Origin of the sequence: Megasphaera sueciensis (assembly GCF_050219315.1) — a bacterium.
GTDB lineage: Bacteria > Bacillota > Negativicutes > Veillonellales > Megasphaeraceae > Megasphaera_A > Megasphaera_A sueciensis.
Genome location: NZ_CP116939.1, coordinates 600337 through 627154, shown reverse-complemented (window position 1 = coordinate 627154; position 26818 = coordinate 600337). Strand labels below are relative to the sequence as shown.

Here is a 26818-nt window from a genome sequence, read left to right as displayed (position 1 = left end):
AATTATTTTTCCGATTCCATATAACAAAAATTATGTTAAATCTGCCGCAAACAACAGTTTTATAGTTTCTTTAAAAATAAGCTGTACCGCTCTTCCGCTCGGACAATCCATATCTATGATAGAAAGGCCGCTGTTAGCAGCAATAACCGCTTCCGTATCATACGGTATGCGACCTACAAAGGAAATATAATTTAAACGGCAGAAAATTTCAATTTCTTTACTTTTTTCTTTATTCATATCATATTTATTTATACAGACTGCCATAGGTCGATGAAAGAGCTTGGTGGTTTGAATAATCCGTTTCATATCACTGATCCCAGATACCGAAGGTTCGGCTACAATTAAAACCATGTCGGCACCGCTCAAAGATGCAATGACTGGACATCCAATCCCCGGTGACCCGTCAATAATAGCTAACGGAATAATATCATCGTCTACATGTGTAACCATCTGTTTTTTTACTTCTGTCACCAATTTTCCCGAAGTACCGTTGCCTATATCTAACTGTGCCGTTGAAAATACGCGATTCCCCAAAAATAAACACAGTCTACCGGCAGCCGCTGGTTGAAAAGAAACAGCATGAACGGAACATACTATGTCACACACACCACACCCTTCGCAGTGATAGGAATGAACGATATAAGGATCTCCTTTTGCAATAGCATCAAATCTGCAATGATCATAACAGGCACCGCATGAAATACATTTTTCTGGATCGATAACTGCTTTCGGCATGCCAAAGTAAGCATGATACATTGGCGGTTCATTGCATTTCATAAGCAAATGCAGATTAGGAGCCTCTACATCACAATCAGCAACTGCTTTGGCTCCGGATAACTTAATAAAAGCCCCTGCTACCGTAGTTTTTCCAGTTCCTCCTTTTCCGCTAAGAATCAACAGCTGCTGCATGCCGCACCTCCTTTTCTATGCTTTTTAATAGTTCAGAAAAGCAGTTTTTATATTGTTTGGCTTTTCGGACAACAAGACCTCCATTGGATTGGATTTCAGCTAATTTTTGATCAAAAGGCAATTCACATAAAATAGGTATACCTTCCTGCACACAATATTCTTTCGCCGGATTCCATTCATTTTTCAGGCATTTATTCAATACTACTCCATAAGGTTTTTGAAACAGTTTGACCAATTCGTGAACCATTTTCAGGTTATCGGTGCCAAAAACAGTAGGTTCCGCTACTAATACACAATATTCTGCATGCTGCATGCTTTCCATCACACTGCATGCGCTTCCCGGAGGGCAGTCAATAAATACAGGTTCAGAGGCCGCCTCTATTACATTCCACAATTCTTTGATGATGGGAATACCCGATGCAATTCCTATATGCATAGCACCTGAAATAACATGTATATTTTTTGAGGTACCATATGCTATACTGCCGACTTCCTGCCTGGTTTCAGCAATCGCCTTTGTAGGACATACCAAAACACATCCTCCGCAGGAATGACAAATCTCACGGAATACCATAACATTGCCGGAAACAAACGCCAAAGCATTAAATCTGCAAAATTCAGTACAAGCTCGGCAACCATTGCACTGCGGTGCATCGATAACCGGTATTTTCACATAAACAGGTTCCGTTTTTTGTATACTGGACGTAAACAATAAATTCCCATTCGGAGCTTCCACGTCACAATCCACATACATGGAAGCATCACATACAGCAGCTAGATTCGCTGCAATTGCAGTTTTCCCTGTACCTCCTTTACCGCTCAATACTGCAATTTTCATATATGACGGCCTCCCTCTCCCTGCCTGCCATGATATCCTCCGTGAAAATCTCCTGATTTTAAAAGTTTTCCCTGTAAAAATTGATCAATGTTGTATTGTGCGGACCCACTTGTCGTTTGAAATAATGTAACATGTGATTCATGTAATACTTTCGCTGCATTTTCTCCACATTGCGGGGTTAATAAGACGTCAACGCCCGCATCTAAAATAACTTGTGCGGCCTTGATTCCGGCACCGCCTTGACTATTCATTGCAAGATTATCGATATAACGCGTTTCTTTGCTATCCGTATCATAAATTAAAAATTTTTTTGACCTTCCGAACGTACTGCTGACAGGTTCATCTGTTGACGGCATGTCAATGGGGACTCCTATTTTCATAAGATACTCCTTTCATCAAAATCTCCAAAAATGTAAATATACTATGGTTTATGACATATGTCAATTTATATAATATCCTTATTATCGACATATGTCAATAATATTTTATGAATTTACATATTTTAAAAGCCGTCCCGGAAAAATCCGGAACGGCTAACATAAAGTAAAATATATGATTAAGCACCGATCACTTAATATCGATGCGATGACCAGCGTCTACGACAGTCGGATCTGCTTTCGGCAATGTAATCGTTAAGACGCCGTTAGAAAAGGCAGCTTCTATACTATCTTTTTCAATATTACGGACAACAAACTGCCGACTAAAACCATTGCTTACCCGTTCTTTACGGATATAGTTTTTATCCTTGTCTTGTTCTTCTTTTTCCTGATTCTGTTGTGTCATAATAGCCAAGACATCATTATCATAGGTAATGGTAATATCTTCTTTTGCAACACCCGGTAAATCTGCAGTAACAAGATACGCTTTCTCTGTATCCTGGATATCAACTTTGGGAAAAGTCATTTGACTGAATTTTCCCGGTTGTAAAACCCGATTGAAAAAATTTTCGAATATAGGATCCGGAGAAAAAAAGTTATCGATATTTACAGGCAATAAATTCTTCATAATATCAATCTCCCTTCAATAAAATAAACTAAAATTATATTTGCAGGACTTTCTTTGTCCTTTTGACTTTTAATGGTAAGCCTTTTCTTACTTTTCCTGCTTACATATATAGTATACATAGTATTAGCACTCTTGTCAAGTGAGTGCTAATACTATATTTTGCCTTTTACTAATCATTCGGCCTTTGTATCGTTCCGACGAATCCGTGGCATATGGCAAATTTTTCTTTATATACTATAAAATCAATGCTATTCTTCAAGACTGGTTCAACGATATGATTCATGCTATCTATTTAAAGCATTTCAATGGTTTTATGGAAAAAACAAAACGACGAGATACAAGTATTCACAATATCAACTTTTGAGGTTATCTAAAACAAATTGAACCAATACCGCAACTCCAGTACGAATGCTTTTTTCATCAAAAATATTGGAGCCGGTGTGCAGCCCCAACCGAGTATTAGGTGCATCACTACCGGTTCCCAAAAAGAATTGCGCACCTTTGCAGGAACCCATAAAAACGCCGAAATCATCAGAACCCGGACTGGGATGTGCCATAGTAACAACATGTCCTTCGCCTAATATTTTTTCTGCCGCGGTGATTAGTGTATCTGCAACAACATCATCGTTATATATAGGTGCCAACGATGTGCCGATACATTCGACAGTCCCCTCAGCCCGCATGCTTTCACAAACGCATTTCGTGATACGCTCTATGGCTTTTAAATTCCGCTGCCGGCATTCAGGATAGAATGTACGCATCGTTCCCATTATTTCAACAATGTCCGGAATAACATTGGGCACCGTACCGCCGTGTATACTCCCGAATGTCAAAATTGTAGGTTTGACCGCTTCATTTTCACGAGATACAACAGCTTGCAGTTCAGATAATAAAAACGCACTGGTCATGATGGGATCGATACAATGATGCGGATAGGCTCCATGCCCTTTTTTGCCTTTTACAGTGATCTTGATAACATCGCTTCCTGCTTCCATCGGTCCTTTCCGCAGGCAAATATCTCCGGCCGTTGTAAAAGGATGGGTATGCAATCCGATAACTATATCATTAACCGGTCGTATATTCATAATACCGGCGTCAATCATCGTTTTTGCTCCTGTACCGTCTTCTTCCGCCGGCTGAAAAACAATGCGTACCGTTCCCGCCAATTGATTTCTTCGTTCCTGCAGCATTTTTGCCGCATATAAAGCGGTAATACTATGGATATCATGCCCACAGGCATGACTGACTCCCGAAACCTGCGAGGAGAAATCCAACCCTGATTCTTCCTGAATAGGAAGTGCATCGATATCATGGCGAATGCAAATTGTTTTGCCGGATCCCGCTCCATGGATAATAGCGCTGAGGCCTGTATGCAACGGCAATGGCTCTATTTCAATCCCCCATTCCATAAGCCGTTTTCGGATAAACTCGGTCGTGTCAAACTCACAGCGGCTAAGTTCCGGATGCCGGTGTAAAAAACGCCGATCGGCTATCATTTGCGGTTCGGATTGAATAATCTCCTGCATTATTTCCATCACATTTCACTCCAACCTATATAATGTATTATATGAACAAAATCAAAAATACGCGTCATGGCGTCATACATGATGCCGCAGCATTCTGCCTTCTAATATTCCTGTAAAAACACCTTGATCCACAACGCATTTTCCATTGATCAAGACATAATCAATGCCTTTCGGCTGGTGTACAGGATCCAAAAATGTACCCACTTCATCAAGCGTGCGGGGATCCCAAATGGTAATATCGGCAATGTAGCCCTCTTTTAGAATCCCCCTCTTGCCCAGTTCAAAAATATGTGCAGGCAGGGATGTTATTTTTTTTATGCCTTCCTCCAAGGTAAATAAAGAATCCTCAAAAATATACTTTTTCAAATAATGTATAAAGCCGGAATAATTTCTGGGATGCGGCCTGCCTGCCGAAAGGATGCCTGTATACGGTCTGGCATAGGCATCGGTACCTACCGTGCATAAACGATAGTTCAGCACCCGGCTCACATCCTCCTCCGCCAAAGAATGAAATACGATCGTACCGATACCTTCACATCGTTTTAATACGTGCAGTATACTTTCTTTCGGGCTGATATGATTAAAATCGGCAATTTGTTGAAGCGTCATACCTTCATACATCTCGCAATGTTTCCCAAAACTGACGATAATCTGTTCAAATCCGTTGGATAAAACTACATTCTCCCAATCTGTTTGATCTAGCTCAGACAATATACGCTGCCGAGTAGCAGGTATATGGAGATATTTCATTGCTGCTGCACTGCCATTGGCAAAAACCCATGGCGGAACCAGCGATGTGATCCCGATGGATCCTGCCGTATAAGGATACATATCGCAGGTAACCTCAATTCCGCTTGTATTAGCCGCCTCTATAAGAGCCAATGTTTCCTTCGTTTTCCCCCTGTTTTGTGTTCCCATTACCTTATGATGGGAAATATGCACGCGGCAGCCGCTTTCTCTCCCTATCCGAATCGCCTCTTTCACCGCTGGAACAACATGGTTGCTTTCATTACGCATATGCGTATTATAAATACCGTGAAACGGCACTAACTCACGACAAAGTGCAATCAATTCCTCCGTCGGGGTAAATGCGCCCGGAATATAGGAAAGTCCCGATGACAGACCAAAAGCTCCTTCCTCCATACAAGTCCGCAAGATACATTTCATGCTATTTAATTCATCAGCCGATGCCTTACGATCCGCAAACCCCATAACAGCGATACGCAGTGTCCCTTGTCCGATAAACATGGGCATATTCGTCGTTAAAACAGGTTCAAACGTTGAAAATGGCTGCGTGTATTCATGGGATTCAATCCCTTGCGGCAAAAAAGAATCACTATATGTTAAAGCATCTCGCCGAAACGCTCCTTGTGGTAATGGATGGATGCTGGTGCCGCATAATCCGCTTACATCGGTAGTCACTCCCTGCATGATTTTCCCCGCCGCATTCGGACAATACGGCAACAGAACATCTGTATGGGCATGTGAATCTATAAAGCCGGGGCATACATATTTGCCTTCGGCATCAATGCGGTGATATGCCTCCGCATCAATATGAGCGGCAATTTTAACGATCACGCCGTCTGTAACGGCAATATCTCCTTGAAACACTGGTTTCCCCGTTCCGTCAACGATATTGCCATTTTTTATAATACTGTCATACATGATGCTATACGGCCTCCTTTTATGATATCTGCTAACAGGGAGTGTACCCTTGATTTTCTATTGATACAATATAATTAACAAATAGACCGGCCGCATTTTGTTTGTCTCACAGCGGCCGGTACCCTATTAGGCAAATATTGTTGCCATAGGTATATAGTATTCTTTTTTCAGGATTTCGAAAAGATCTTGATTTTCATAGCCATCCTGCCAATACGTATCATCTTCCCATTGTAACGCCAAAGGCGCATTCCTTCCGATATACGCAGCATCAGGCAATACGCCTTCCCTATCCGAATGTTTTTTCAAAAAATCACTTTCCATAACAACATAAGAGGTCAATGCAATTTTTAATATACCAGCCGCTTCTTCTTTGCCAAAAGCATTTTTAAAACTGGTATAATGATGGAAAATTAATTTCACACAAAGCTTATTGAATCCCGCCTTAGCCGTAGGCGGTTGATATGTACTCATATCCGGTTCCGCGTATCCCGGATCGAATTCAGAAAAACTTTCGGCACGTTGTTCGGGCGTTAAATCACCGGGACGTAAATATACGGCAAAACAACAATGATCATCATATGCCTGTGTCAACGTCTTAGCTAAATTTACCTGGACATGAGGAGCGTAGGAACCGTAGCAGGCATGATGAAATTCTTCGCAATAAATACGGCCCAGCCAACGAGCATCATTTCTTTTCCATAAATCGGCAATAGGGCAAACAAGCGTATTGGAAATCCGTTCCTGCGGATTTAAAGCAATGCGTTCCCGTTTAAAGCGAGGGTCATTCGGCAAATCACCATAGGTAAATAAATTTTTCATATTTAACTTTAATCCCAAGCGTTTGTGCAACTTAACCAAATTCCGTGATCGATCATAGCCAAATTGCCGGTTTCCCTCACGCAGCGCTGCTTCGCCATCCATACCCTTTAATCCCGTAACCGCCTTTGCCAGACATACATACAACAGGGACCAACCATCCTGCAAATTTTTGATTTCTAACTCTTCCACCACTTTGCTCATAACATATTGCCTCCTAATTATATCTACGCTTGTAGTGCCGTATCATAGATTCCCAAGCCATCTGTCGCTTTCCATCCTATAAAGGCTTCATCCCCGGGTGAAAGGCTGATAGCACTGCTATCAGCCGGTCTTTCGACAGAAATAACGACACCGTTCTTCAACTCGACTTGGAATTTAGTGCTTTTTCCCAAATAATTTTTATTGATAATACGGCATTGTTGAATATTTTGTTTTTCTGTACTAAATGTACTGCCATCTTCTCGTAGCATGACTCGTTCCGGACGCAGGGAAAACATCGCATTCTCGCCCGGCTTTATATGTTGTCGATTTTGTATTTTTACGGCATCATCTCCCAAAAGTACGACTGCCATGGAATCATCCATGACCTCAACCAATTTTCCCTCCAAGATATTCGCTGTACCGATAAAATTGGCAACAAACTTTGTCTCCGGTTTTTCATACAAATCATTCGGTACTCCAAACTGTTCGATAACCCCTTTATTCATAACGGCTATACGATCAGACATAACAAGTGCTTCTTCTTGGTCATGGGTAACAAAAACAGTCGTAACATGTAATTTCTTCTGTATATTCCGTATTTCTATCTGCATTTCTTTTCTTAATTTCGCATCAAGATTAGATAACGGTTCATCCAACAGCAAAAGATTCGGCTGAAGCACCAGCGCACGCGCCAAAGCAACCCGCTGCTGCTGTCCGCCGCTCATTTCCCTCGGATACCTCTTTTCCAAATTTTCTAAATGTGTTAACCCAATGGCATCTTTTACCATCGTCTTGATCTTGGTTTTATCCATATGATGCATAGTAAGACCAAATATTATATTTTGTTCGACTGTCATATGCGGAAATAGGGCATAATTTTGAAACACCATACCATTGTATCGTTTATACGGCGGTATGCCTTTCATATCCTGACCGTTAACCAATACGCGCCCCGACGTCGGTGTTTCCAAGCCCGCCAAAATGCGCAACATCGTTGTTTTTCCACATCCGCTCGGCCCTAAAAGAGAAATGAATTCGCCCTTGCCGACAGAAAGGTTGATATCTTTAAGTACTTTTACATTACCAAAAGATTTTACCAGTTTCTCCACTTTTAGTATCTCGTCCATGATTACATCCCCCATTGACACGCATAAAATCAATTCAAATTTTTCCCAACTAACGGTGCTACTTCCTTATCAAATTTAGCGCTCAAATCAGATTTGATAGGAGCTAAGATATTCCAATCGCAGATAATCAAAGCCTTCGCCTGTTCCGGACCATACACAACCTGCTTCGCCAATTGATCATCCAATTTAGCATCTTTATTGACAGGTCCATAATGTATGATGGATGACATTTCGGCTTGCGCTTTGGCATCAAGCATGGCATTTAAAAATTTATACGCCATTTCCTGATTCTTGGAATATTTTGTGATAATCATTTCAACATTGGTATTAAAAGCGCCTTCTTTAGGAACTACAAAATCAACAGGAACACCTTCATCCACCAGGGCATACGCTCGTCCGTCCCACCAAGGCGCGATCCACACTTCCCCCGTAGTAAGCATATCTGTCAGATTTGAAGTGGATTGCGCAATGGCCTTGCAATTAGCTGCCAATTGCTTCATCGCCGCCGTTCAATCTAGCAGCCATACACAGAACTTGTAATCCTGACGTGCCTTGCAAGGTATTGATTGTTACATGCCCTTTATATTCATCTTTCCATAAATCCTGCCATGATGTTGGCTTTTCCTTAATCTTATCCGTACGATATACTAATCCCAACCGTCCCCATTGAATACTGACGCCGAGACCGGTAGGATCCACAGCACCTTTATATAAATCTTTCGTGTTAGGAAGCTTTGTCAAATCCAAAGGAAGAAACACATCCGCATCTTTCCCCTGCGCAACTTGGATATCATCCATTAAAGCAAGATCCACACTCGGATTTTTTCCTTCACCGGCAAGCTTAGCATAGGAATAAGATGGATCCAGTACAACTTCGACACCTGTTTCTGCCGTAAATTTTTTTATGACCGCTTTCATAAACGCTTCATCATATTTGCCGCCATACGTACCAACTACTAAGGTATCGCCGCCTTGTTTTGCTGTTTTTTCATTTGAACCTTCATCTTTGGAACCACACCCGCCTAAGCAAACAGCCGCCAACAACAATGCTGCAAGGGAAAAACAAGAAGCTTTTTTCAGATTTTTAAACAACACAACAACCACTCCCCCATTCTCAATATTTTTATTTTCAGTATATGATAGCACAAAAGGGCCACTCTTTTTTGTGGCCCCTTTGCCAAAACTGCTTATTCTTTTAAGCGATCCAAACGTTCTGATGTGATCCCTTCGATATCGGAGATATTTTCTATGCTAGTTTCTCTATTTTCCGCTACAATATGTGCAATCAACGTATTCAGTAAGGCAATGGTCCCAACATGAGACAAATTAAACGCCAAGGTATCGCAGGCGACTAATAATACGACTTCGGAAAAACGGACTAAATCAGAAAGAGTACTATCCGTAATAGCTATAACAGGTACACCTTTACTTTGAGCCAATTGTACGAGTCGTAAGGTGTAATTGGAATATTTAGGAAGCGAAACTGCCAGCATACAATCTCTTGAATCGGCATCGCGCAAATAATCATCTGCCGTACCATACATAGCAACTAACGGCATCGCATTATTTAATACTTCATTAAGGTGAATGGCCGCCAATATTGCGATAGCTCCGGCATTACGATCCCCGACTGTAAAAATTCTGCGCGCGTTTATTAAAAGCGCAACCGCTCTTTCAATAGAACTTTCTGTATTAACTTCGAATGTATGCGATAAATTTTGATGCTCTATTTCAAATACCTTGCTCGCAAATTCTTTGGGATCGCCATCTTGAAAATCTTTTATACGATCCAGCCTTCCTAACTTTACTCGCATCAGATCACGCAGACTGTTCTGCAGTTCTTTAAAACCGGAATATCCTAACTCCATACTAAGACGAACTACAAGTGCTTCGCTGACATCCAGTTTTTTTGCAATTTCCCGTGTCGTAGAAAAAGCGACGTCCATCCATTCATCCATAAAGTATTTGGAGATTTGTTTTTTATTATCCGACATGGAATCATATTGATTTTGAATTCTTTTAAAAAGATCCATGTAGTTCCTCCTCGTTGTAACATTTGATTCAATATTTAATTTTTGAATCATTAATTTCATTTGCAATTTTAACACACTACTATATAAATGTCAATAACGTTTAAATCTAATATGTATTAATATTTTTTCGATATTTTTTATGTAATTAATGGTAATATATGTTAAATTCCTTAATTTTAGAAAGTATGTATACAGAACCCTGATTCATCATCCAGCACAGCATCTACCACTCATTTTTTCTAGATTGCGTTTTCTTTTTACCATAAAAAAACCTTCGTATACTGTATATTTTACTTTACACCATACGAAGGTTTACACAAAACAGAGGATTTTTTCCCTTGTTACACATTTCCTTATTCTTATTACCCGAACCAGTTTTTTTACCAGTTCGCCAAACTATCCATTTTCCACGCACCTTATTTGTTCTAGGAATATATTTTAATACCTTTAAATTTGTCTAAATCAACGGATTTTATGTAACAAACGGATCCTAAAGTATAAACATTATTTATCAGCTAGTTTTTTATATGCTTCCAACCGCTGTTCCATGTCTTTGGCGGTTTTGTCAAAAAACGCATCGGCAGTATCAGGGAACATCGTCTTCAGCGACGAATAGCGTACTTCGCCCATGAGGAAGTCCTTGATATTTCCTACGGGATCTTTAGAATCTAGGCTGAATCCGTTCTTTCCGGCTTCTTCCTGCGTCGGATTGTAACGGTATAAATGCCAATATCCGGCATCTACCGCCTTCTTCGCTTCCCGCTGCGCACAGCCCATCCCCGCTTTGATGCCGTGGTTGATACAGGATGCATAGGCAATGACAAGAGAGGGGCCCGGATACGCTTCGGCTTCCTGGATGGCTTTCAGACACTGCGCCTTATCCGCTCCCATGGCCACCTGGGCTACATAGATATATCCATAGCTCATGAATATGGATATAGTACAATTAAGTTCGCAAAAGTAAAAAAAGGGGAAAGCCATCAAAACTCCGAAAAGGTAAGTAGCGAGCAAACCAATAAGGCGTGAAAAAATGCTATTAAAATTTATATCAGATGAAGACCCCATGCAGTCTATGCTGAAATGACTTTGTGAACGACTGATGGAGGCCGAAGTGAATAGTAAACTTTGTGCCGAAAAATCAGAACGAAACAAGGAACGTCAAGGATACCGCTCAGGCTACCGCGTTCGCCGTTTCGACACAAGAATGGGAACGATGTATTTGATGGTTCCCAAAATCAGGAACGGCGGATACACCCCCTTCTTTGTAGAATCGAAAAAGCGTTCGGAAGCTGCGCTCATGAACGTAATCCAAGAAGCGTATGTAAATGGTATTTCCACTCGAAAAATCGATAAATCAGCAAAAAGTCTGGGCATAGAATCCATTTCACGAGGGCAAGTTTCCGTCATTACGAAAGAACTGAATAAACAAGTAGACGCTTTTCGAAACCGTCCATTAGATTCCACCTATCCGGTCCTTTTGGTAGATGCGTTATACGAGCGAATTCGGGATACCCAACAAGTCAAAATGATGTTGTACAATAAAAATTGGCACCCTATTCTCAAGGATTGTGATATATAATTGATAGAGAATAGGAGAAATAAGATGGCAAAACGAATTATAAAAACTTATGACCAAGAATTTAAATCACAGGCTGTAAAATTAGCTCAGGAGATTGGTGGACACAAAGCCGCAACGGAACTGGGGCTTCCTGATAGTACTATCTATACATGGGTTAAAGCCTTCAAAGGAGGTAGGTTGGAGGCAAAAGACGCTGTTCATACTCCTTCCAATGCCTTATCTCTTAACGAGGAACTTATTGAACTTAAAAAGCGTGTTAAAGAACTGGACAAAGAGAATCGCCATCTTAAAGAAGTGAATGAATTTCTTGAGGAAGCAAGCGCTTTTTTCGCCGCCAGCCGTCGGAAGTCAACAAAAAACAGAGATTGATATTTATTGCAATAAAAACTGAAGACGGCACTATTAAAGGTAAAATTTCATTCTATTGTAAAAGCCTATGCGTAACCAGACAGGGATTTCACAATTATCTTAAATATAAAGATAAGCCTTGGAAATATCAGTCTCTTGCAGATGCTATGTTAGATATCTGTGCTGAAGATGAATGCAATGATACTTACGGACGAATCAGAATGCATCAAGCGTTAGAGCTAAAAAAACCTGCTGGTATTGAGATTCCGAGTGAACGGACTGTATACCGTGTTATGGAAGAAATCGGTATTAGCCATAGACCAAAAAGAAAACCTAATGGAATCACAAAAGCTGATAAAGAAGCCAGAAAATCTGATGACTTAATTAAACGTGATTTCTATTCTGATAAACCGTTAAGCAAGTGCGTAACAGATATGACTGAAATAAAGTGTCTGGATGGAAAACTGTATGTATCCGCAGTTTTTGACTGCTTCGATTCTGCAGTACTGGGATTAGCAATGGATACAAATATGAAAGCCACGTTATGTGAACAAACAATAATTAATACATATAAAGCATATCCAGAAATTCGGGGCTGTATCCTGCATAGTGATAGGGGAACACAGTATACCAGTGAGCTGTACCGTAATGCAATTAAGCAATACGGAATAGTACAAAGTATGAACAGTGCAGGTGGCAGATGCCATGATAATGCCCGTTGCGAAAGCATGTGGGCAAGATTAAAGGAAGAATTAATCTATAATCGATATAATGCTTCAAAAACAACTGTTGAACATATGAAAACAATTATATGGAGATATTTCATTAGTTACTGGAATAACCGAAGAATCTGCTCCACCAATGGAGGATTACCTCCAATGATTAAGAGACAACAGTATTACCGCTCATTGAAGGATGCAGCGTAGATCCAATATCCTCGAGAAAAAAGTGTAAAGAGATATTGACAATATCAATGCGTATCAAGCCCACTATCCACGAGTTATTTCGACTTTAGAGGATGGATTAAAAGATTCTCTGCAATTTTTCAGTTTTCAAGAAATAGATGCTAGAAAAATATCTTCAACGAATCTATTAGAACGGCTAAAACAAATTATAACAATAAAAGTTATTTTCTTAAATAAACAGGCAGACCATCCGTTTCAGATGGTCTGCCTGTTTATAGCTGTCGCACATCGATATGTGCAGACACCCTTTTATTTTTTTTGAAATACTTCCGGATTGATACAGTCATGCAAGGGATTACCCGCAAAATAATCAAGGATATTCTGAGCAGCGGCATATCCTTTCTGCTTCCAGGCCTTATTGGTTGATCCGCCAATGTGCGGGGTAATAATAACATTTTCCATTGTCAGCAATGGATGATTACTGGGCAGCGGTTCCGGATCCACTACATCAAAAGCGGCTTGCTTGATTTCGCCCTGCTGCAGTGCCGTTACCAAGTCTTCTGTTTTCACTGTATCACCGCGTCCGACATTGACAAAAAGAGCTGTTTTCTTCATCTGACGAAATACGGACATATCAATGCTGTGCTTGGTGGCTTCTGTCGAAGGAAGGACATTTACAACAACATCCGACTGCGCATACAGCGCTGCATCCGATACAAAAATCAGGTGGTTATGATCGGCATCTTTTCTGGGATGACGATTATGGTATAAGACTTTCATTCCACAGCCCTGTGCCATCTTGGCAATAGAAAATCCAATATGTCCCATTCCCAATATCCCTAGTACTGCACCATGAAGATCCCAACCAAACAGGAAAGGTACTTTTTTGCCGGAACTCCAGTCGCCGCTGTGGGCATATTGATTATTGCGTGTAATGTTGCGTGCGGAAGCAAAAATCAAAGCCATCGCCATTTCGGCAACCGTATCTGTTGATTGACTGCCTGTATTGCAAAAGGGAATGCCGAATTCTGTACATGCTGCAACATCGACATCTTCATACCCAACAAAAGGCTGCACGATAATCTTAAGATTTTTCCCGGCAGCTATGACATCACGGGAAATAATCGACCGATAGGATACGATAAGCGCATCGGCATCGACAATTGCCTCTTTTGTTTCCTCTTCGCTCATGACGGTTGATTTTTTCCAATCTCTGATTTCAAATGCTTCGCTTTGTTCCAATAACGGCAAAACTTGTCGATTAATTCTCCCATTAATTAAAATAATAGGTTTCTTTTGTCCCATTCCCATCACTCCCATGACCATGTAACTCGTGTATTTTCTTACCTAGTACGGCAGCTCAAAAAATGCCGCAAAATAGACAGACGCTTCCCCAAAAAATGAGAAAACGTCTTTGTTTATTTGCTATTATCTACAATTCTAACTGCAGACTCTCTGAATGTCAAGATTTTGCAGCTTTTTCAGTACGAAATGTATCTTATTCCCAACCTAATGCTTGACGTTGGATATGTATCTTGTGATCCAGTTCCTGTAAATCAGAAGGTATAAATTCATGCACAAGAAACTGCGGTTGCAACATGCGGATAATTTTCTGCACCGCCTGATTCGTAAAGGGTTCGTGGGAATCTATGTCCAGTGTATACGATAAGGCTTCACGCAATGTTTTCAGCGGTGCTTTTTTCATGCATTGCAATGCATATTGACCGGATAAGGCACAATGAAGATGAACACCATATATTTTTTTTCTTGTGTTTGTAAGAGATTGCAGTGCCTGAAGGATATAATCAATACTTTCTTGTTCCGTGCGGATCTGGGGTTTGCTGCAAAGAAAATGTCCCGTATCAAACATAAATCCGCTATGTTTATGATGCACTTTTTGTAAGAGATAGGCGGCCGCTTCATCACTTTGCAAGGTAAGTCCGGACCACCAGAGATTTTCGAAAAGAAGCAGCCGGTCCTCCGGTATATCGTCAGCAACAGCATTAATATAGGCAGCAGCTGCCTGGATCACCTCTTGATCAGAAGAAGCAAACTGCCGGCTATACAACTCCCAAGGCCGCATATTCGTTACATGAAAAACAAAATAAGGTGCGCCGCTGGCAACGGCAACATGCAGATTCTTCCGAAACAGTTCCAGCCATTGCCGGCAGTTATCTGTACCAAACTCCGATATAAGCGCTTCTCTGTTGGGAAATATACGCTGTAAATTATACGAATCATGCTGCCAAAAGTCCAGCCAGCTTGGCCAAAAACGAAGATGGACACCTTGAATATAGTGCCGCCCCGGAAATATTCCATCCCAAGGCGCGGCAAACATCATTTCCACCCCGTCCAGATTATGGCGGGAAAGAAGGGTATCTAACAAATGCGGCTGCCCCTTTAATAAAACCTGCAAATCATAATCCGTATTCGATAAATTGATTAATTCTTTCATGGCTTAAAACGTATACTTCACACCAAGCTGAAAGTACCGTCCCGGCATCGGATACCCTTTATACATTTCGTACTCTTTGTTGGTAATATTATTCATTTTAGCATATATAGTAGTATTTTTGGCTACATCATAACTGGCGCTGGCATCTAAGATAACGTAAGAATTATGTGTATACACCGTGGTATTTCGTCCGGTTCCTGCCGTCATCAAGATATTAGCTTTCCAAGCATTTTTAGCATAATAAAGTCCCGCACGATATCCATTGGGCTGGCTGTTTCCTGTATCATAGCTATAACCGGAGCCACTATCTGTCTGTGCATAAATATATGAATACCCTAATTCATAATTCCAAGCATCATTGATTGTTTTCTGCATGGAAAGTTCAATGCCGTGTTTCTTTTCGTTTTGATTATTGGCCTTATACGAATCGGATCCGAGATAGGTCCAATTAATAGCATTATCGATCTTGCTTTGGAACCAATTGACATTAAAATTGGTTTTGGGATCCAATTGATAATTAAATCCTATTGTTTCAGAATACCCTGTTTCCGGTTTTAAGTCAGTATTTCCAACATATTTTCCCCATATGCCGTAATCCACATTATAGTACAGATCATCCATGGTAGGTGCTGAAAAGACACGTCCCCAGGAAGCATAGGCATTAAATTTATCATTGGCTTTATAGTTTAATGCGATTTTAGGCGTTTTATGAAATCCGAAGGTACTGTTATCATCAAAACGAATACCCGGCGTCACAGATAATTTACCTACGTCAATAATATCCTGTGCGTAAAAAGCCCGATTCGTACGTTTTTTATCAGTATATCCGCCGGTTTCACTAGAAGCTGTATCTTTTTGCCACTCGAATCCGGACGTAAGGCGATGACGTCCCACCAGCCAGCCATCTTGTGCTTGAATCCCTTCCGTTGCCACATCATATGCGCCGGAAAAATCAGTCGATGTATAATTTTTGAAAATATGAATATAACCAGGCGTCGATGTATTTTCCTTAAAATTATAGGTTGCCGCAATATTGTTAGTTATCCGCTCCATTGCGGTCGTCCCTGAGGGTAAAAGATTGGTGAAATACGGATTATTTCCATCATAACTCTTATGCGATACATAAAAACGCCACGAACTACTTTCATTTATTTTTTGATCCATGCGGGCAGTAAAGGAATTATCCGTATAATTACTGTCTTTACCAGACCCATCCAGCTTTATCGTGTCATTTCCGTGACGATAATCATAATACCCCTGCCGCCCTAATTCACCGGTGACAAACCAACTTGTCTTGCCATAACTTCCCTCATTGGTCATCGTATATGTATGGGTACCCCAAGAACCCGTGTTCAAATCAAGGGTACTTTGATTTTTTGTACCTTTTTTGGTGATAATGTTAATCACACCGCCCACAGCATTGCTACCGTATAATGCCGATCCATTTCCTTTTACTACTTCTATTTTTTCTATATTCTGTACTCCGGGCAACGTATTCAAATCCAATGTGCCGTGACCACTCACCATTCCTTGCACGTTATCGACCGGATGGCCATCTACTAACACCGCAACCCGTTCATCCCCATTCAGGCGCACAACGGACATGGATCCTCCCGGTACCATGTCCGTCACAGTCACTCCATTTACATGCCTGATTGCTTCGGATACACTATCAAATCGATTGTTTTTGATCTGCTGACTGGTAATAACGGTTATATTTGCCGGCGTTTCCGATTTTTTCGTAGGAATGCGGTCTGCCGTAACCACCACGGTATCTGCCTCTTCCGTATCAAGAGAACTTGCCGTCACCGCATTACCGGACATACCTCCCATAACAGACAAACAAATAAACGATGCCAACATTTTTCTATGGATCATAAAAAAACCTCCTCACACACTCTTTTTCTATCTCATTACTGTAAATTAAAAGGTATATGTAATTGTTTGATACTACTAACATTCTGTCCGTACGTATTTACCGCCGGTTTATATTGACATAAATATGCGATTTGAACCGCAGCCGCATCCATCGCAACATACCCGGAGGAACTCACGACCTCCACATTGGCAACGGTTCCGTCAGAAGCGATGGTAATGGACAACGTTACCATTCCACTGATTCCTTTTTGGCGCAACTCCTGCGGATAATAGGTACCCGTACTTGGTTTTGAAATCAAAACGGCATTATGTGCCGGCCGGGCTCCCTCTCCTGACCCGTTTCCTTCTGCCGTGCCGTCGCTGTCGGTACCACCGCCAGTACCGGCTATTCCTTCTCCCGAACCACCCGTACCATTGCCGGGATGCTCCATCCCTTCACCGGTAATTCCACCTGTGGGACCGCTAGCACTGCGACTGTCGGCAGATGCAGCATCCACACCGCTCGCAGGGTTTTGTGCCACGAGCGGTGTGGCCGTTTCCGCATTTACGTACTGCGGGCTCATCACTTTTTTTATTTCCTGTTCCCCTGCCGCGGCCGGTATGTCCTGTTGATGAACGGCCGGCAGTCCTGTTTGCGTCACTATACCTATGGCATCCGCGTCACGATGGCCGTCCTGAGATGCCCCCGGTGATCCTTGGCCGCTGATTGTCCTCGGCTGCCGGGAATCTTCATGATAGAGCGTCACATCTATGGGAACCGTCTCATGATGCTGCAAAAAAGCAAAAAATCCGGCAGCCGATAAAACGATAAAAATCAGCATATGTACTGCAGCGGAAAACAGAACCGCTATCCGTTTATGGTTATTCATTGTTCATTGCTGCCTTCAGCCGCCAAGCCAAAGTGCGTAATGCCGGCACCTTTCAGTTCATCGAGCAGCGCAACTACCTGCCCGTAATCCAGTCCTTGATCAGCTCGTATAACAACAACAAACTGAGGATTTATTCTGCATGCTGCCGCCGCCTCCTTCAATAGATCGAATTTATTTATCTGACGGTCATCCAGCCAAAGTGTGCCATCTTTTTTCAACGTTACCAAATAATTCACCTTAGCTTGTGTATCCGCATGAACAGCTTGCGGCAAATGAACGGCAATCGTCTTGACATCTACCATGTATAACGTGCTGATCATAAAAAACACCAATAAAAAAAACATGACATCAATCATAGGAATAATCATGACTTCCGGCTTAGTAAACGATCGTCTATCCCGCAGCCGCATACATTTCACCTTCCTTGTATATCCGCACTATGCAGTTCCAGTGCCGAAAAACACATTTCCATATCGGTAATGATATGATCCAGCCGCTGTATAAAATAAGCATGGATCACTAATGACAAGATGGCTACACAAAGTCCAAATGCCGTAGCTATGAGTGCTTCTCCCACTCCTCCGGTAATCGCTGCCGCCTGTCCCGATTCCATATTAAAAATACTGAAAGACGTGATCATGCCGCTGATGGTGCCTAATAATCCCAGCAACGGAGCCATGGTAACGATACTATTCAAATAATACAGCCGGCTGCGCAATTTAGCCAGCAGAATACCTGATTGAACTTCCACAAACCCGTTAATTTGCACGGTTTCCTTCTGGTTCATGGCTTCCTCGAGAATCTGTGCCAATCCGCCCTTGCTATGTCGTGAAAACTCTTTAGCTTTTTCATATTGCTTGGTTTTCATCAATGTATAAAATCGGGCAGCAAAAGAACGGCCAGAGTCGGCCTCTTTATAATACAGCCATCGTTCTGCCCCGATATACACAACAAACAAAGAACACGCAAGGAGCAAGTACATGACAAACCCGCCCTTATGAAATAGTTGAAACCCCTGCCATATCCAATCCATAACTTCCTCCGTTTTCCTGTACCGGCCTAAAAATGCGCCAGATCGGTCCCGTACATTTTACTCTTGTTTACCTGAGCCGTGTATGCAATATGTATAAAAAATAAGGAGTTCCCAATAAGGCCGTCATAATACCTGCCCGGATTTCTGTTTGCGGGATAATAATACGCCCCAGCGTATCGCAAAAAACAAGAAAAACTCCTCCGGCAAGAGCTGCTGCCGGAATAAGCCGCCGATGATCAGAGCCTACGATAAATCGCATCATATGCGGCATGACAAGACCTACAAAACCGATATTTCCACTGACGCAGACGCTGATAGCCGTCAATAGGGAGGCTAAGGTCAATACACCTAGCCGGAAAGGGAGCACACGCATTCCCAATGCTTGTGCTTCCACATCTCCCAGCACGAGGATGTTAAGATGCCGTGACAGCATACCGGTTATGCAGATACACCCAATAATCGGTCCTGCTGCAATATATACATGCGCCCAACTGCGATAGTCCAATCCGCCTATGGTCCAAAACAAATATTGGTGAAGCTGTTGATTCGTTCCCAGGGTGAGCAGCCCGGATGTAAGTGCGTTGCATATCATACCGACCACAATGCCGGCTAACAGCAGGGGCATAACATTAATGCGTCCATGCCGTATAGACAACAGTACCGTCAAGCTGACGGCCAGCATAGCTCCCACGATAGCAAAAAGCGGCATATATACAGTTCCCAGAACAACGCTTCCCGAAAAAATGGCAAGGACAGCACCGAAGGAAGCCCCGCTGGAAACCCCTAAGATAGCGGGATCGGCCAAGGGATTCATAAAAACGGCCTGCATGATGGTTCCTGAAACAGCCAATCCCCCGCCCACCAAAAACCCTACGACAGTGCGCGGCATGCGGATGTTCCAGAGCACTGCCTGCTCCTCTATTGCGGCAGTACCGCCATCCTGCAGAAATATACCTTGTAAAACATGCGAAACAGAAATAGGGAATTGACCTAACGATAAAGACAACAGCAGGACAAGCAGGCAGACGATTCCCATGCCGATCCCAATCAGTAAACCGGGCTTTTTTGTATCACGCACGATCATAGCCTCCTGTCTTGCCGATGATCACATCCAACAACGCATCGCGTCCGGAAGCAGCTGACGGAGCACTGTAGATATCAAGATGTCCCGTCGTATTATTTTGCCGCACGGCAATGGGCATCCCATAGACGGCACTAAGATTTTCTTCGGTCAATACCTCGGCCGGCTTTCCTATGGCTGCCGCCATTCCGGCTCCCAGCAATATCAGCTTTGTACAAAACCGGGCTGCCAGTGCCAATTCATGAGCCACCAGGATGACGGTCCTGCCGCGGGCACAGAGAACACGACAAAGACGCAGTATTTCCTCCTGATAGAAAGCATCTAATCCTGCTGTCGGTTCATCCAAGAGCAGCAGCGGTGTTTGCTGTGCCAGGATCTTCGCCAGCAACACCCGCTGCTGCTGGCCTCCGGAAAGCGTGAGCATATCCCGGTCGGCATCCTGCAGTACCCCGGTGTATTGCATACAGGCATCGACGATACGACGATCCCTGCCGCTTTCCTGCTGCCACCAATGCAGATGCGGATACCGCCCCGTCGTGACCACATCCCGTGCAGTATACCCCGGCAGCCAGCTCTCGTGCTGCTTCAAATACGCCGCCTGTTGTGCAAACGTTCCGGTACTTAATTTTCCGATGGGAGTACCGCATAGTTCTACGATGCCCCGTCGGATAGGCAAAAAGCCCCGTATGGTTTTAAGCAGCGTGCTCTTCCCCGCACCGTTAGGACCAATAATACCGATCATATCACCGCGGCGTACCGTCAAATCAATGTTTCGCAGGACTGTCCGCGTACCATAACCGGCAGACAGCGCATGTATATATAAAACTATATGAGTAGATTCAGTCATAACAAACCCTCTTATGGAACAGCCGAAATATGTTTCCCGGCAGGTTGTGCAAACGCCTGTCCATACACAGAAAATGCAATTTCGCGAATACCGAAGACAACATCTTGAGATCCATTGTACAAATAGCTCTCACGTGGTTTTACCAAGTGATTTTCCTTCACTGCCGTCAAGGTTTGCAGCGCCGGGTCATCCAGATATTGACGGATAAATCGTTCGGAATCATAGCTGCCGTGGTCGGTATAGGAAGGCAGAAACAGGTAATCCGGATTTATTTTAACCAGCATTTCTTTGCTCATTGCCTGTCCATTGCGGATACCTGCCGAGGCCATTCCGTTAGTTACACCGGCATACCGGCAGGCATCATCAAACAGGCAGCCTATGCCGCCATAGGTGTTCATAAGAGAAATAAGGACAACGGATTTTCGCTTTTCCTGCGGAATCGCATCCACCTGCCGTTTAATATCCGCAAGCTGCACATCCATCTGCCGGATTATCTCGCTGCCGCGTTCTTCTTCTCCTATGACCCGGGAAAGCAGCCGTACGGTATCCGTAACCTCTGCAACAGTCACCGCACCTTTACATACTACGACAGAGATTCCCAAATCACGCAGCGGACCCACCTTATCCAAACTTCCCCAATCCGGAATAATAACGACATCCGGTTTCATAGCCGCGATGGCTTCTACCGAAGGATCGGTGATTTTTACCGGAATCTGTTGTGCCTGCGGCACCACCGTAGAGTTTAACGGATCGTCGAGCAGTGCATTGACAGCCACCATGTTATGGGGGGATACTAAGCCCAGCATTATCTCATCCGTTTCCATAGAAAGCGTCAAAATCCGCTGCGGCTTACTGTGAAAATGAACAACCGTCCCCTGCACGTCCGTCACATCATACCCACCCGCGGATACAGGAGAAGCCGTTGTTGCTGCAGGAGCATGGCAGCCTGATAAAATAAGCAGCATGGATAACAAAAGAATACAAAGAGCTCCATATATACGCTTCAAAAAACAATTCCTCCAACACAAAAAAGCCGCAAGGAAAAACCTTACGGCAGCTTATCTAAAAAAGTCCAGACAATCTCCATTCCCATCGCTCGCAGGTCAATCGGTGATTATGAATCAGGCAGTTCTTCTGACTTAAGTTCATTGCTTTGCTGCGCCTTCCCGGAATACTCCAGTGACATTGTGCAACGCGGCTCACTTTTACAGCGGCGGGACCGTGCCGGATTTCAACCGGCTTATCTATTAAGCCCATAGGGGCACCTGATCTACTATATATAGTTGTAAAAACAGCACAGATAAGTTAGCTAAACAACATGTTCAGTTCCTTACCGGTACTAAAAGAATACTATGAATTTCTATTATGGCCGAATAAACCCATATATTCTCTTGTCGTACATATACCAAGCTTGACCTGTTTCCATCTATGTAAGCCACCCTGGCATGTAAATTATACACTGAACGTAAAGATAAATGCAATATTTTTTTATAAATATCATGAATTATACAAGTGAAATTCTATTATTTCAAAAAAAATGCAAATTTAATTTGTGCCAAAATACAGTAAGCATCTACAATGAGCATCTCCTTGGTGTACTGTCCAGATAGAGAATATCATCTAACATGTATTTTTCTTATGATCAAGTAATTAAAACTCATACGGATATATCATGTTGGTTGATAATATTGAGTTTTTCTAATTTGAAATTTGATTCAGAAAGACAATTGATCCAAAGCGTAACCATTTGAAAAATTTGCAATTTAATCTTATCATTTGAAGATTCAGCTGAAGAGACAAAATTTATGTTCTTCATCTTATCATAAATTTTACGGCGTTTATATTCAAACTGAATCAGTACATTTAACTCTTGCTCTGAAAAAATTCTATTATCAGCTTTACTATCAATATATACTACATCATATTGTATCAACAAAATCGCTTCCGGAATATTCTTAACATGATCTCTATAAAAACTTTTTGGACTTTCTCCTAATTCTTCCCACTTTAAAGAAACGTCATCACCTGTAACTACCATAGCATCATCTAATGCATTAAATTTATTTCGTAATAGTTCAGCGATTGCATCAATTTTTTCGCTGAAAATAGCGTCATGCATCATATATCGTAAGAATAAATTTTCATCAAGATGAAGCTTTAACTGTTCTTTGGGCGGCAGGAAAGACTGTTCCCATTTTTTAGCCTGCGTTAACATGCTCATATCCATAATCGCTTCTACGGACCTCGATTCATGCTTATATTTAGGTATTTTCAACATGGCTCTGAGAACACCATTATCAATTTGTGCGGTACCTTTTTCGTTGATTAAATGAGGGAATTTTTGTTCAAGAAGCGATCGAATCAACATCGCTCGTCTAATCATAAAGAATTGATCGAATTCATTGACTTGATTTGGGCCAAGTATATTAATATACCCTCTTAACCGACTAATAAAATCAGGGCCTTTACTTTCTTTAAACTTATTCAAAAATAATTGTTTTTCTTTTTCAATTTTAATTTTTTCTCCACAAAATTCAGCAAAAGAACTACTGGTACCTCCAACAAAAACAAATATAGCCTTGCCGATTGGGTGAAAACTTTCTTCATCTTTATAAATTCCATCCTGCATAGGTGACAGAAAATATTTTAACCACCCCCAGCTTTCATGAAAATACGAGTCAAATTCATCAAAAATAACAAAGGGTATTTTTCCTCGCAGATTGGAATCACTTATTTGATGAAATGCCTTCTGTAATTCGAGTACCGTTGAAAACTGAGAAATATTGTAGCTCATTTTTGTTATGCTTTCAGAAAATTTACTGATAGCCATTTGATTGAGACCATAAGATTTACCGGAACCCGGAGTACCAAATATTGCAATAGATAAGGGTCTGTTAGCGTTTTTTGATACAATATATTCCGAAATTAAGTTATGTATGGTTCGATAACTCTCAATTTCAATTCGATCTATTGTTTTTAATTTTCCAAATTTAGCGGTTGGGATATGCATTAGCACATTTTCTTCCCCGTTTTTGACCAAATCAAATGCCATTTGTGAAATGCTGGCAGAACTTTTTTCTTGTAGAATACACCAATTATCCTGATATTCCCTATTCAAAACATTTGGTATTTTTACATCTTGTACATACTCAGGATCGGTATCTTTAATTAAATTTTGTTCAAACATAAGAGGATTGGGAAACGAAGAACTGGCCGGCTGTTCTCCAAAACCATAATAAAAATACTTTCTTACAGCACTAATTCCTTCTCGAATTCCTTGAAAAATTAAAATGGGAAGACCTTCTGCTTTATATTCTAAAAATGCAGTTGAAAATCCAGCTACAAAAGCAGAAACAAGACCATACATTTCTCCATCATTGTTATTCCTGAAATCTCCTTCAAACTCATACGGCAAAAAATACAAAAACGATTGGCGCGTATCATCATTTTCACAATAAATGACACCTTCCAATCCAAAAATAACAATAAGATGTTTACATTTTAATAAAAATGATAAATTAGGATTGTTTTTTAGCTGCCAAGTAAAATCATGCGCCGTTTTTTCCCAAGATATGCTTTTGCTGATATTGACCCCTTTTGAGCGAAGATCATCAGCATTAATAATAATAATAGTTTTATCCCTATGATACCTGAATAAGTGCTGCAAAAGAGGATTTCCTTCTATGGGATTATCCATTTTATAAAAAACAACAGGTGTTATCCCTGTGCTTTTGATAGCCAGCGGCCAATACCCGGCATGTTGATTAAATCCATTATTTTCATCATCAATAACAACAATGGGAGCATCAATTACATCTTCTTCCAAGGGTAATACATTTAAATTACTGTTTGTTGTTCCACCTGAAAACCCCATAAATCTATATAGTCTATAAACTTTAGATTCTTTTTGATTAGTTGAACGAGGATATGGCTTTATTTCAACAAAGGAATACAAAAAATGATCATGATAGAAGCTATTCCCTTTAGGAATAACTGGAGAAATAATAGTTTGATCCGTTGCCAAAGCAATCATTTTTGCTAAAAGAAATGCCGCACCCGGTACGGATAACTGATGTAAATTAATGCTGTTTTCCCAATTGAGTTTTTTTTCTTCCTGCGGAAGTATATTCCAGAGCAATACGTTGACACATATATCGCCTGTAACAATAATTTTTATTTTTTGCTTTTCCACATTAAACACCTCCCCACATATGAACTGTCATTTTTATATTGAACAATGTGACATTTATTTATTATTGGATTGCTTTAACACATTAATTAACTTCAACCAAACAACTTGAGTCCGCTTAAAATCTTCATAATGTTTTTTCACATGTAAATGAAAATAATCAAACTCATCTAAAATGAGTCCAAACTTATCTTCATTAAAATAATTACATATACAAGGCACCACATGTTTAAGTTTTTCTCTGATTAACGCTATTTCGGTTTCATAATTTTTATTTTGTGTTACGTAGAGTAACAGTGGTTTATACCGAATCCATCCAATAGCCACTTTTAAAAATCTTTGAGTAGTTGTTCCCGGATCAATCTTTATACTTTTTAGATTACCCGGAAGTGAACCAAAAAGTAATTGTTCACAGGATAAAAAGCTATCATGAAACGTATAACAAGGGATTTTTTTGACAACTCTATTACAAATACACGTACTTAAAAATGTGTCTTCTCCTCTTGCTCCTGGGGGATTATAAAACGGAAATATTTTATCAATTTTTGTTAAATTGAATCCTAAATTAGAACCAGAAATAAATTTCATTCCATTCGTTTCCTTAACATGTATCGTTTTATTATTAGTTTTTATGTTAACATCTGCATACGTAATTCCGCCATCCTCCATCTTTGTTTTTACAGATTGCCAGTTGATGATGTCATTACTTACCGCCTCGATAAAAATCCGAAAATCATTTTCTGAAAGTTTAGAATTAAACTCCAATTGCGGCATTGGTGAAATATATCCACAATGATATCCGTGTGTTATATCAGCATACTTAAGATTTTGGATATGTGTCAGCAGTACATTTTCTCCCTTCCATAAAATAGTATTATTCATTTTAATATTTGCTATTGGATATTCATCATCATCAAAAAAAACAAGATAATCCATTCCTTTTTTTATAGCAAAATATAAAACCGCATTTCTTTTCATGGCATATCCCTCGCCAAATATTAGTTCAGCTTCTTCTAATGTGACAATATTTTTTTTGACCAATGTTTCTATTTCGCTTAGAATCACAGTATTATTTAAATAATGAATGGAATCCATCATTTCTAATATTTTAGGATCCGTAATGGTGTAATCATTTACAACTGTATTTGTATAATGCAAATCATATGCAATAAACAGATGAATCCCTATATTATCATTATGTATTAATCCCGATTCTTTCCAATTGTGCACATACATTTTTATTACATTTTTAAAATTTTTGCGGCCTGTCACAAAACCAATACCAATATTTATTTTTTTTTCTTTACTATCCAATTGAACACGCCTCCTATATTTTAATGATATTTTTACACATACTGTCGTTTTTTCTATCTTTTGATAAGTGTATTTACTAAGACCCACTTTCATAAAAGTGGGTCTTAGTAAATACGTCCATTTTTATTTTGTTGACAATAATATATTATTATAATTTTATATTTATTCAATATAGTATGAAATTAAGATACAAAAAT

The 26818-nt window shown here is 40.9% G+C and carries 24 protein-coding genes, 3 pseudogenes and 1 riboswitch; of the genes and pseudogenes, 4 read left to right on the top strand and 23 right to left on the bottom strand.

The annotated features are described in order from the left end of the window. Nucleotides 1-30: 30 nt before the first annotated feature. The 12 genes and pseudogenes from NXG62_RS03055 to NXG62_RS03000 form a co-directional block, all read right to left on the bottom strand. Complete coding sequence (locus NXG62_RS03055; RefSeq protein WP_427113520.1) at nucleotides 31-909, bottom strand: ATP-binding protein; 879 nt, start codon at nucleotides 907-909, stop codon at nucleotides 31-33. Further along, nucleotides 887-1747, bottom strand: a complete 861-nt coding sequence (locus NXG62_RS03050) for a 4Fe-4S binding protein (RefSeq protein WP_427113519.1) — start codon at nucleotides 1745-1747, stop codon at nucleotides 887-889. Before NXG62_RS03050 ends, NXG62_RS03055 begins: the two co-directional genes overlap by 23 nt. Further along, nucleotides 1744-2127 (bottom strand): NifB/NifX family molybdenum-iron cluster-binding protein, encoded by a 384-nt coding sequence (locus NXG62_RS03045; protein WP_427113518.1) that lies wholly within the window; start codon nucleotides 2125-2127, stop codon nucleotides 1744-1746. The genes NXG62_RS03050 and NXG62_RS03045 overlap by 4 nt, the downstream gene beginning before the upstream one ends. Before the next feature lie 187 nt (nucleotides 2128-2314). Next, nucleotides 2315-2752: an Hsp20/alpha crystallin family protein gene (locus NXG62_RS03040; protein ID WP_427113517.1), complete on the bottom strand. Its 438-nt coding sequence runs from the start codon at nucleotides 2750-2752 to the stop codon at nucleotides 2315-2317. Between the two features lie 353 nt (nucleotides 2753-3105). After that, nucleotides 3106-4287, bottom strand: a complete 1182-nt coding sequence (locus NXG62_RS03035; RefSeq protein ID WP_427114220.1) for a M20 metallopeptidase family protein — start codon at nucleotides 4285-4287, stop codon at nucleotides 3106-3108. Nucleotides 4288-4350: 63 nt separating this feature from the next. Then, entirely contained in the window at nucleotides 4351-5943 is a 1593-nt protein-coding gene (locus NXG62_RS03030) for an N-acyl-D-amino-acid deacylase family protein (protein ID WP_427113516.1), read from the bottom strand. A 126-nt stretch (nucleotides 5944-6069) separates the two neighbouring features. After that, complete coding sequence (locus NXG62_RS03025) at nucleotides 6070-6963, bottom strand: L-2-amino-thiazoline-4-carboxylic acid hydrolase (protein ID WP_427113515.1); 894 nt, start codon at nucleotides 6961-6963, stop codon at nucleotides 6070-6072. 23 nt (nucleotides 6964-6986) lie between these two features. Then, nucleotides 6987-8090, bottom strand: coding sequence for an ABC transporter ATP-binding protein (locus NXG62_RS03020; RefSeq protein WP_427113514.1), 1104 nt, complete (start codon nucleotides 8088-8090; stop codon nucleotides 6987-6989). Between the two features lie 29 nt (nucleotides 8091-8119). Continuing rightward, entirely contained in the window at nucleotides 8120-8590 is a 471-nt protein-coding gene (locus NXG62_RS03015) for an extracellular solute-binding protein (protein WP_427113513.1), read from the bottom strand. Next, entirely contained in the window at nucleotides 8571-9185 is a 615-nt protein-coding gene (locus tag NXG62_RS03010) for an extracellular solute-binding protein (protein WP_427113512.1), read from the bottom strand. Before NXG62_RS03010 ends, NXG62_RS03015 begins: the two co-directional genes overlap by 20 nt. Nucleotides 9186-9277: 92 nt before the next feature. Beyond that, the gene (locus NXG62_RS03005; RefSeq protein WP_427113511.1) at nucleotides 9278-10123 is read right to left on the bottom strand and encodes a MurR/RpiR family transcriptional regulator; all 846 of its coding nucleotides are present in this window, start codon (nucleotides 10121-10123) and stop codon (nucleotides 9278-9280) included. A gap of 504 nt (nucleotides 10124-10627) precedes the next feature. Then, nucleotides 10628-11050: pseudogene (locus NXG62_RS03000) on the bottom strand (pyruvate:ferredoxin (flavodoxin) oxidoreductase); the annotation flags it as partial. A gap of 103 nt (nucleotides 11051-11153) precedes the next feature. On the opposite strand from NXG62_RS03000, the pseudogene NXG62_RS02995 reads away from it, so the two are divergent. The 4 genes and pseudogenes from NXG62_RS02995 to NXG62_RS02980 all read left to right on the top strand — a co-directional run. Then, nucleotides 11154-11654, top strand: a pseudogene (locus tag NXG62_RS02995) (transposase); the annotation flags it as partial. 72 nt (nucleotides 11655-11726) lie between these two features. Then, nucleotides 11727-12071, top strand: a complete 345-nt coding sequence (locus tag NXG62_RS02990) for a transposase (RefSeq protein WP_427111881.1) — start codon at nucleotides 11727-11729, stop codon at nucleotides 12069-12071. Beyond that, on the top strand, nucleotides 12068-12976 hold the full coding sequence (locus NXG62_RS02985) for an IS3 family transposase (protein ID WP_427112048.1): 909 nt from the start codon (nucleotides 12068-12070) through the stop codon (nucleotides 12974-12976). The genes NXG62_RS02990 and NXG62_RS02985 overlap by 4 nt, the downstream gene beginning before the upstream one ends. 43 nt (nucleotides 12977-13019) lie before the next feature. Continuing rightward, nucleotides 13020-13164, top strand: a pseudogene (locus NXG62_RS02980) (transposase); the annotation flags it as partial. A gap of 100 nt (nucleotides 13165-13264) precedes the next feature. Here NXG62_RS02980 and NXG62_RS02975 read toward each other — a convergent pair. From NXG62_RS02975 to NXG62_RS02925, 11 genes are all read right to left on the bottom strand, one after another. Beyond that, nucleotides 13265-14260, bottom strand: coding sequence for a 2-hydroxyacid dehydrogenase (locus NXG62_RS02975; RefSeq protein WP_427113510.1), 996 nt, complete (start codon nucleotides 14258-14260; stop codon nucleotides 13265-13267). Nucleotides 14261-14453: 193 nt separating this feature from the next. Further along, nucleotides 14454-15410, bottom strand: a complete 957-nt coding sequence (locus NXG62_RS02970) for a TIM barrel protein (RefSeq protein ID WP_427113509.1) — start codon at nucleotides 15408-15410, stop codon at nucleotides 14454-14456. Between the two features lie 3 nt (nucleotides 15411-15413). After that, nucleotides 15414-17288 carry a TonB-dependent receptor plug domain-containing protein gene (locus tag NXG62_RS02965; protein ID WP_427113508.1) on the bottom strand — a complete coding sequence of 625 codons (1875 nt, stop codon included), beginning with the start codon at nucleotides 17286-17288 and terminating at the stop codon, nucleotides 15414-15416. Nucleotides 17289-17323: 35 nt separating this feature from the next. Beyond that, nucleotides 17324-18157, bottom strand: a complete 834-nt coding sequence (locus tag NXG62_RS02960; protein WP_427113507.1) for an energy transducer TonB — start codon at nucleotides 18155-18157, stop codon at nucleotides 17324-17326. Continuing rightward, nucleotides 18154-18567 carry an ExbD/TolR family protein gene (locus tag NXG62_RS02955; RefSeq protein ID WP_427113506.1) on the bottom strand — a complete coding sequence of 138 codons (414 nt, stop codon included), beginning with the start codon at nucleotides 18565-18567 and terminating at the stop codon, nucleotides 18154-18156. Before NXG62_RS02955 ends, NXG62_RS02960 begins: the two co-directional genes overlap by 4 nt. Nucleotides 18568-18572: 5 nt before the next feature. Then, nucleotides 18573-19190: a MotA/TolQ/ExbB proton channel family protein gene (locus NXG62_RS02950; protein WP_427113505.1), complete on the bottom strand. Its 618-nt coding sequence runs from the start codon at nucleotides 19188-19190 to the stop codon at nucleotides 18573-18575. Between the two features lie 67 nt (nucleotides 19191-19257). Next, nucleotides 19258-20268 (bottom strand): FecCD family ABC transporter permease, encoded by a 1011-nt coding sequence (locus NXG62_RS02945; protein ID WP_427113504.1) that lies wholly within the window; start codon nucleotides 20266-20268, stop codon nucleotides 19258-19260. Further along, complete coding sequence (locus NXG62_RS02940; RefSeq protein ID WP_427113503.1) at nucleotides 20261-21118, bottom strand: ABC transporter ATP-binding protein; 858 nt, start codon at nucleotides 21116-21118, stop codon at nucleotides 20261-20263. The genes NXG62_RS02945 and NXG62_RS02940 overlap by 8 nt, the downstream gene beginning before the upstream one ends. Nucleotides 21119-21129: 11 nt before the next feature. Continuing rightward, on the bottom strand, nucleotides 21130-22125 hold the full coding sequence (locus NXG62_RS02935; protein ID WP_427113502.1) for an ABC transporter substrate-binding protein: 996 nt from the start codon (nucleotides 22123-22125) through the stop codon (nucleotides 21130-21132). A 100-nt stretch (nucleotides 22126-22225) separates the two neighbouring features. Continuing rightward, a riboswitch (cobalamin riboswitch) is annotated at nucleotides 22226-22402 on the bottom strand. Nucleotides 22403-22775: 373 nt separating this feature from the next. Continuing rightward, a complete protein-coding gene (locus NXG62_RS02930) occupies nucleotides 22776-25310 on the bottom strand; it encodes a hypothetical protein (RefSeq protein ID WP_427113501.1) in 2535 nt (844 codons plus the stop codon). A gap of 54 nt (nucleotides 25311-25364) precedes the next feature. Next, nucleotides 25365-26621, bottom strand: coding sequence for a hypothetical protein (locus NXG62_RS02925; RefSeq protein WP_427113500.1), 1257 nt, complete (start codon nucleotides 26619-26621; stop codon nucleotides 25365-25367). Between the last annotated feature and the right edge of the window lie 197 nt (nucleotides 26622-26818).

What these genes read in the sequence shown, in the direction of transcription:
- NXG62_RS03045 (WP_427113518.1), bottom strand. Translation starts at nt 2,127, where the DNA reads ATGAAAATAGGAGTCCCCATTGACATGCCGTCAACAGATGAACCTGTC.
- NXG62_RS03035 (WP_427114220.1), bottom strand. Translation starts at nt 4,287, where the DNA reads ATGGAAATAATGCAGGAGATTATTCAATCCGAACCGCAAATGATAGCC.
- NXG62_RS02965 (WP_427113508.1), bottom strand. Translation starts at nt 17,288, where the DNA reads ATGATCCATAGAAAAATGTTGGCATCGTTTATTTGTTTGTCTGTTATG.
- NXG62_RS02990 (WP_427111881.1), top strand. Translation starts at nt 11,727, where the DNA reads ATGGCAAAACGAATTATAAAAACTTATGACCAAGAATTTAAATCACAG.
- NXG62_RS03025 (WP_427113515.1), bottom strand. Translation starts at nt 6,963, where the DNA reads ATGAGCAAAGTGGTGGAAGAGTTAGAAATCAAAAATTTGCAGGATGGT.
- NXG62_RS03015 (WP_427113513.1), bottom strand. Translation starts at nt 8,590, where the DNA reads ATGAAGCAATTGGCAGCTAATTGCAAGGCCATTGCGCAATCCACTTCA.
- NXG62_RS02950 (WP_427113505.1), bottom strand. Translation starts at nt 19,190, where the DNA reads ATGGATTGGATATGGCAGGGGTTTCAACTATTTCATAAGGGCGGGTTT.
- NXG62_RS03055 (WP_427113520.1), bottom strand. Translation starts at nt 909, where the DNA reads ATGCAGCAGCTGTTGATTCTTAGCGGAAAAGGAGGAACTGGAAAAACT.
- NXG62_RS03040 (WP_427113517.1), bottom strand. Translation starts at nt 2,752, where the DNA reads ATGAAGAATTTATTGCCTGTAAATATCGATAACTTTTTTTCTCCGGAT.
- NXG62_RS03050 (WP_427113519.1), bottom strand. Translation starts at nt 1,747, where the DNA reads ATGAAAATTGCAGTATTGAGCGGTAAAGGAGGTACAGGGAAAACTGCA.
- NXG62_RS02940 (WP_427113503.1), bottom strand. Translation starts at nt 21,118, where the DNA reads ATGACTGAATCTACTCATATAGTTTTATATATACATGCGCTGTCTGCC.
- NXG62_RS02955 (WP_427113506.1), bottom strand. Translation starts at nt 18,567, where the DNA reads ATGCGGCTGCGGGATAGACGATCGTTTACTAAGCCGGAAGTCATGATT.
- NXG62_RS03020 (WP_427113514.1), bottom strand. Translation starts at nt 8,090, where the DNA reads ATGGACGAGATACTAAAAGTGGAGAAACTGGTAAAATCTTTTGGTAAT.
- NXG62_RS02970 (WP_427113509.1), bottom strand. Translation starts at nt 15,410, where the DNA reads ATGAAAGAATTAATCAATTTATCGAATACGGATTATGATTTGCAGGTT.
- NXG62_RS03005 (WP_427113511.1), bottom strand. Translation starts at nt 10,123, where the DNA reads ATGGATCTTTTTAAAAGAATTCAAAATCAATATGATTCCATGTCGGAT.
- NXG62_RS02975 (WP_427113510.1), bottom strand. Translation starts at nt 14,260, where the DNA reads ATGGGACAAAAGAAACCTATTATTTTAATTAATGGGAGAATTAATCGA.
- NXG62_RS03030 (WP_427113516.1), bottom strand. Translation starts at nt 5,943, where the DNA reads ATGTATGACAGTATTATAAAAAATGGCAATATCGTTGACGGAACGGGG.
- NXG62_RS02960 (WP_427113507.1), bottom strand. Translation starts at nt 18,157, where the DNA reads ATGAATAACCATAAACGGATAGCGGTTCTGTTTTCCGCTGCAGTACAT.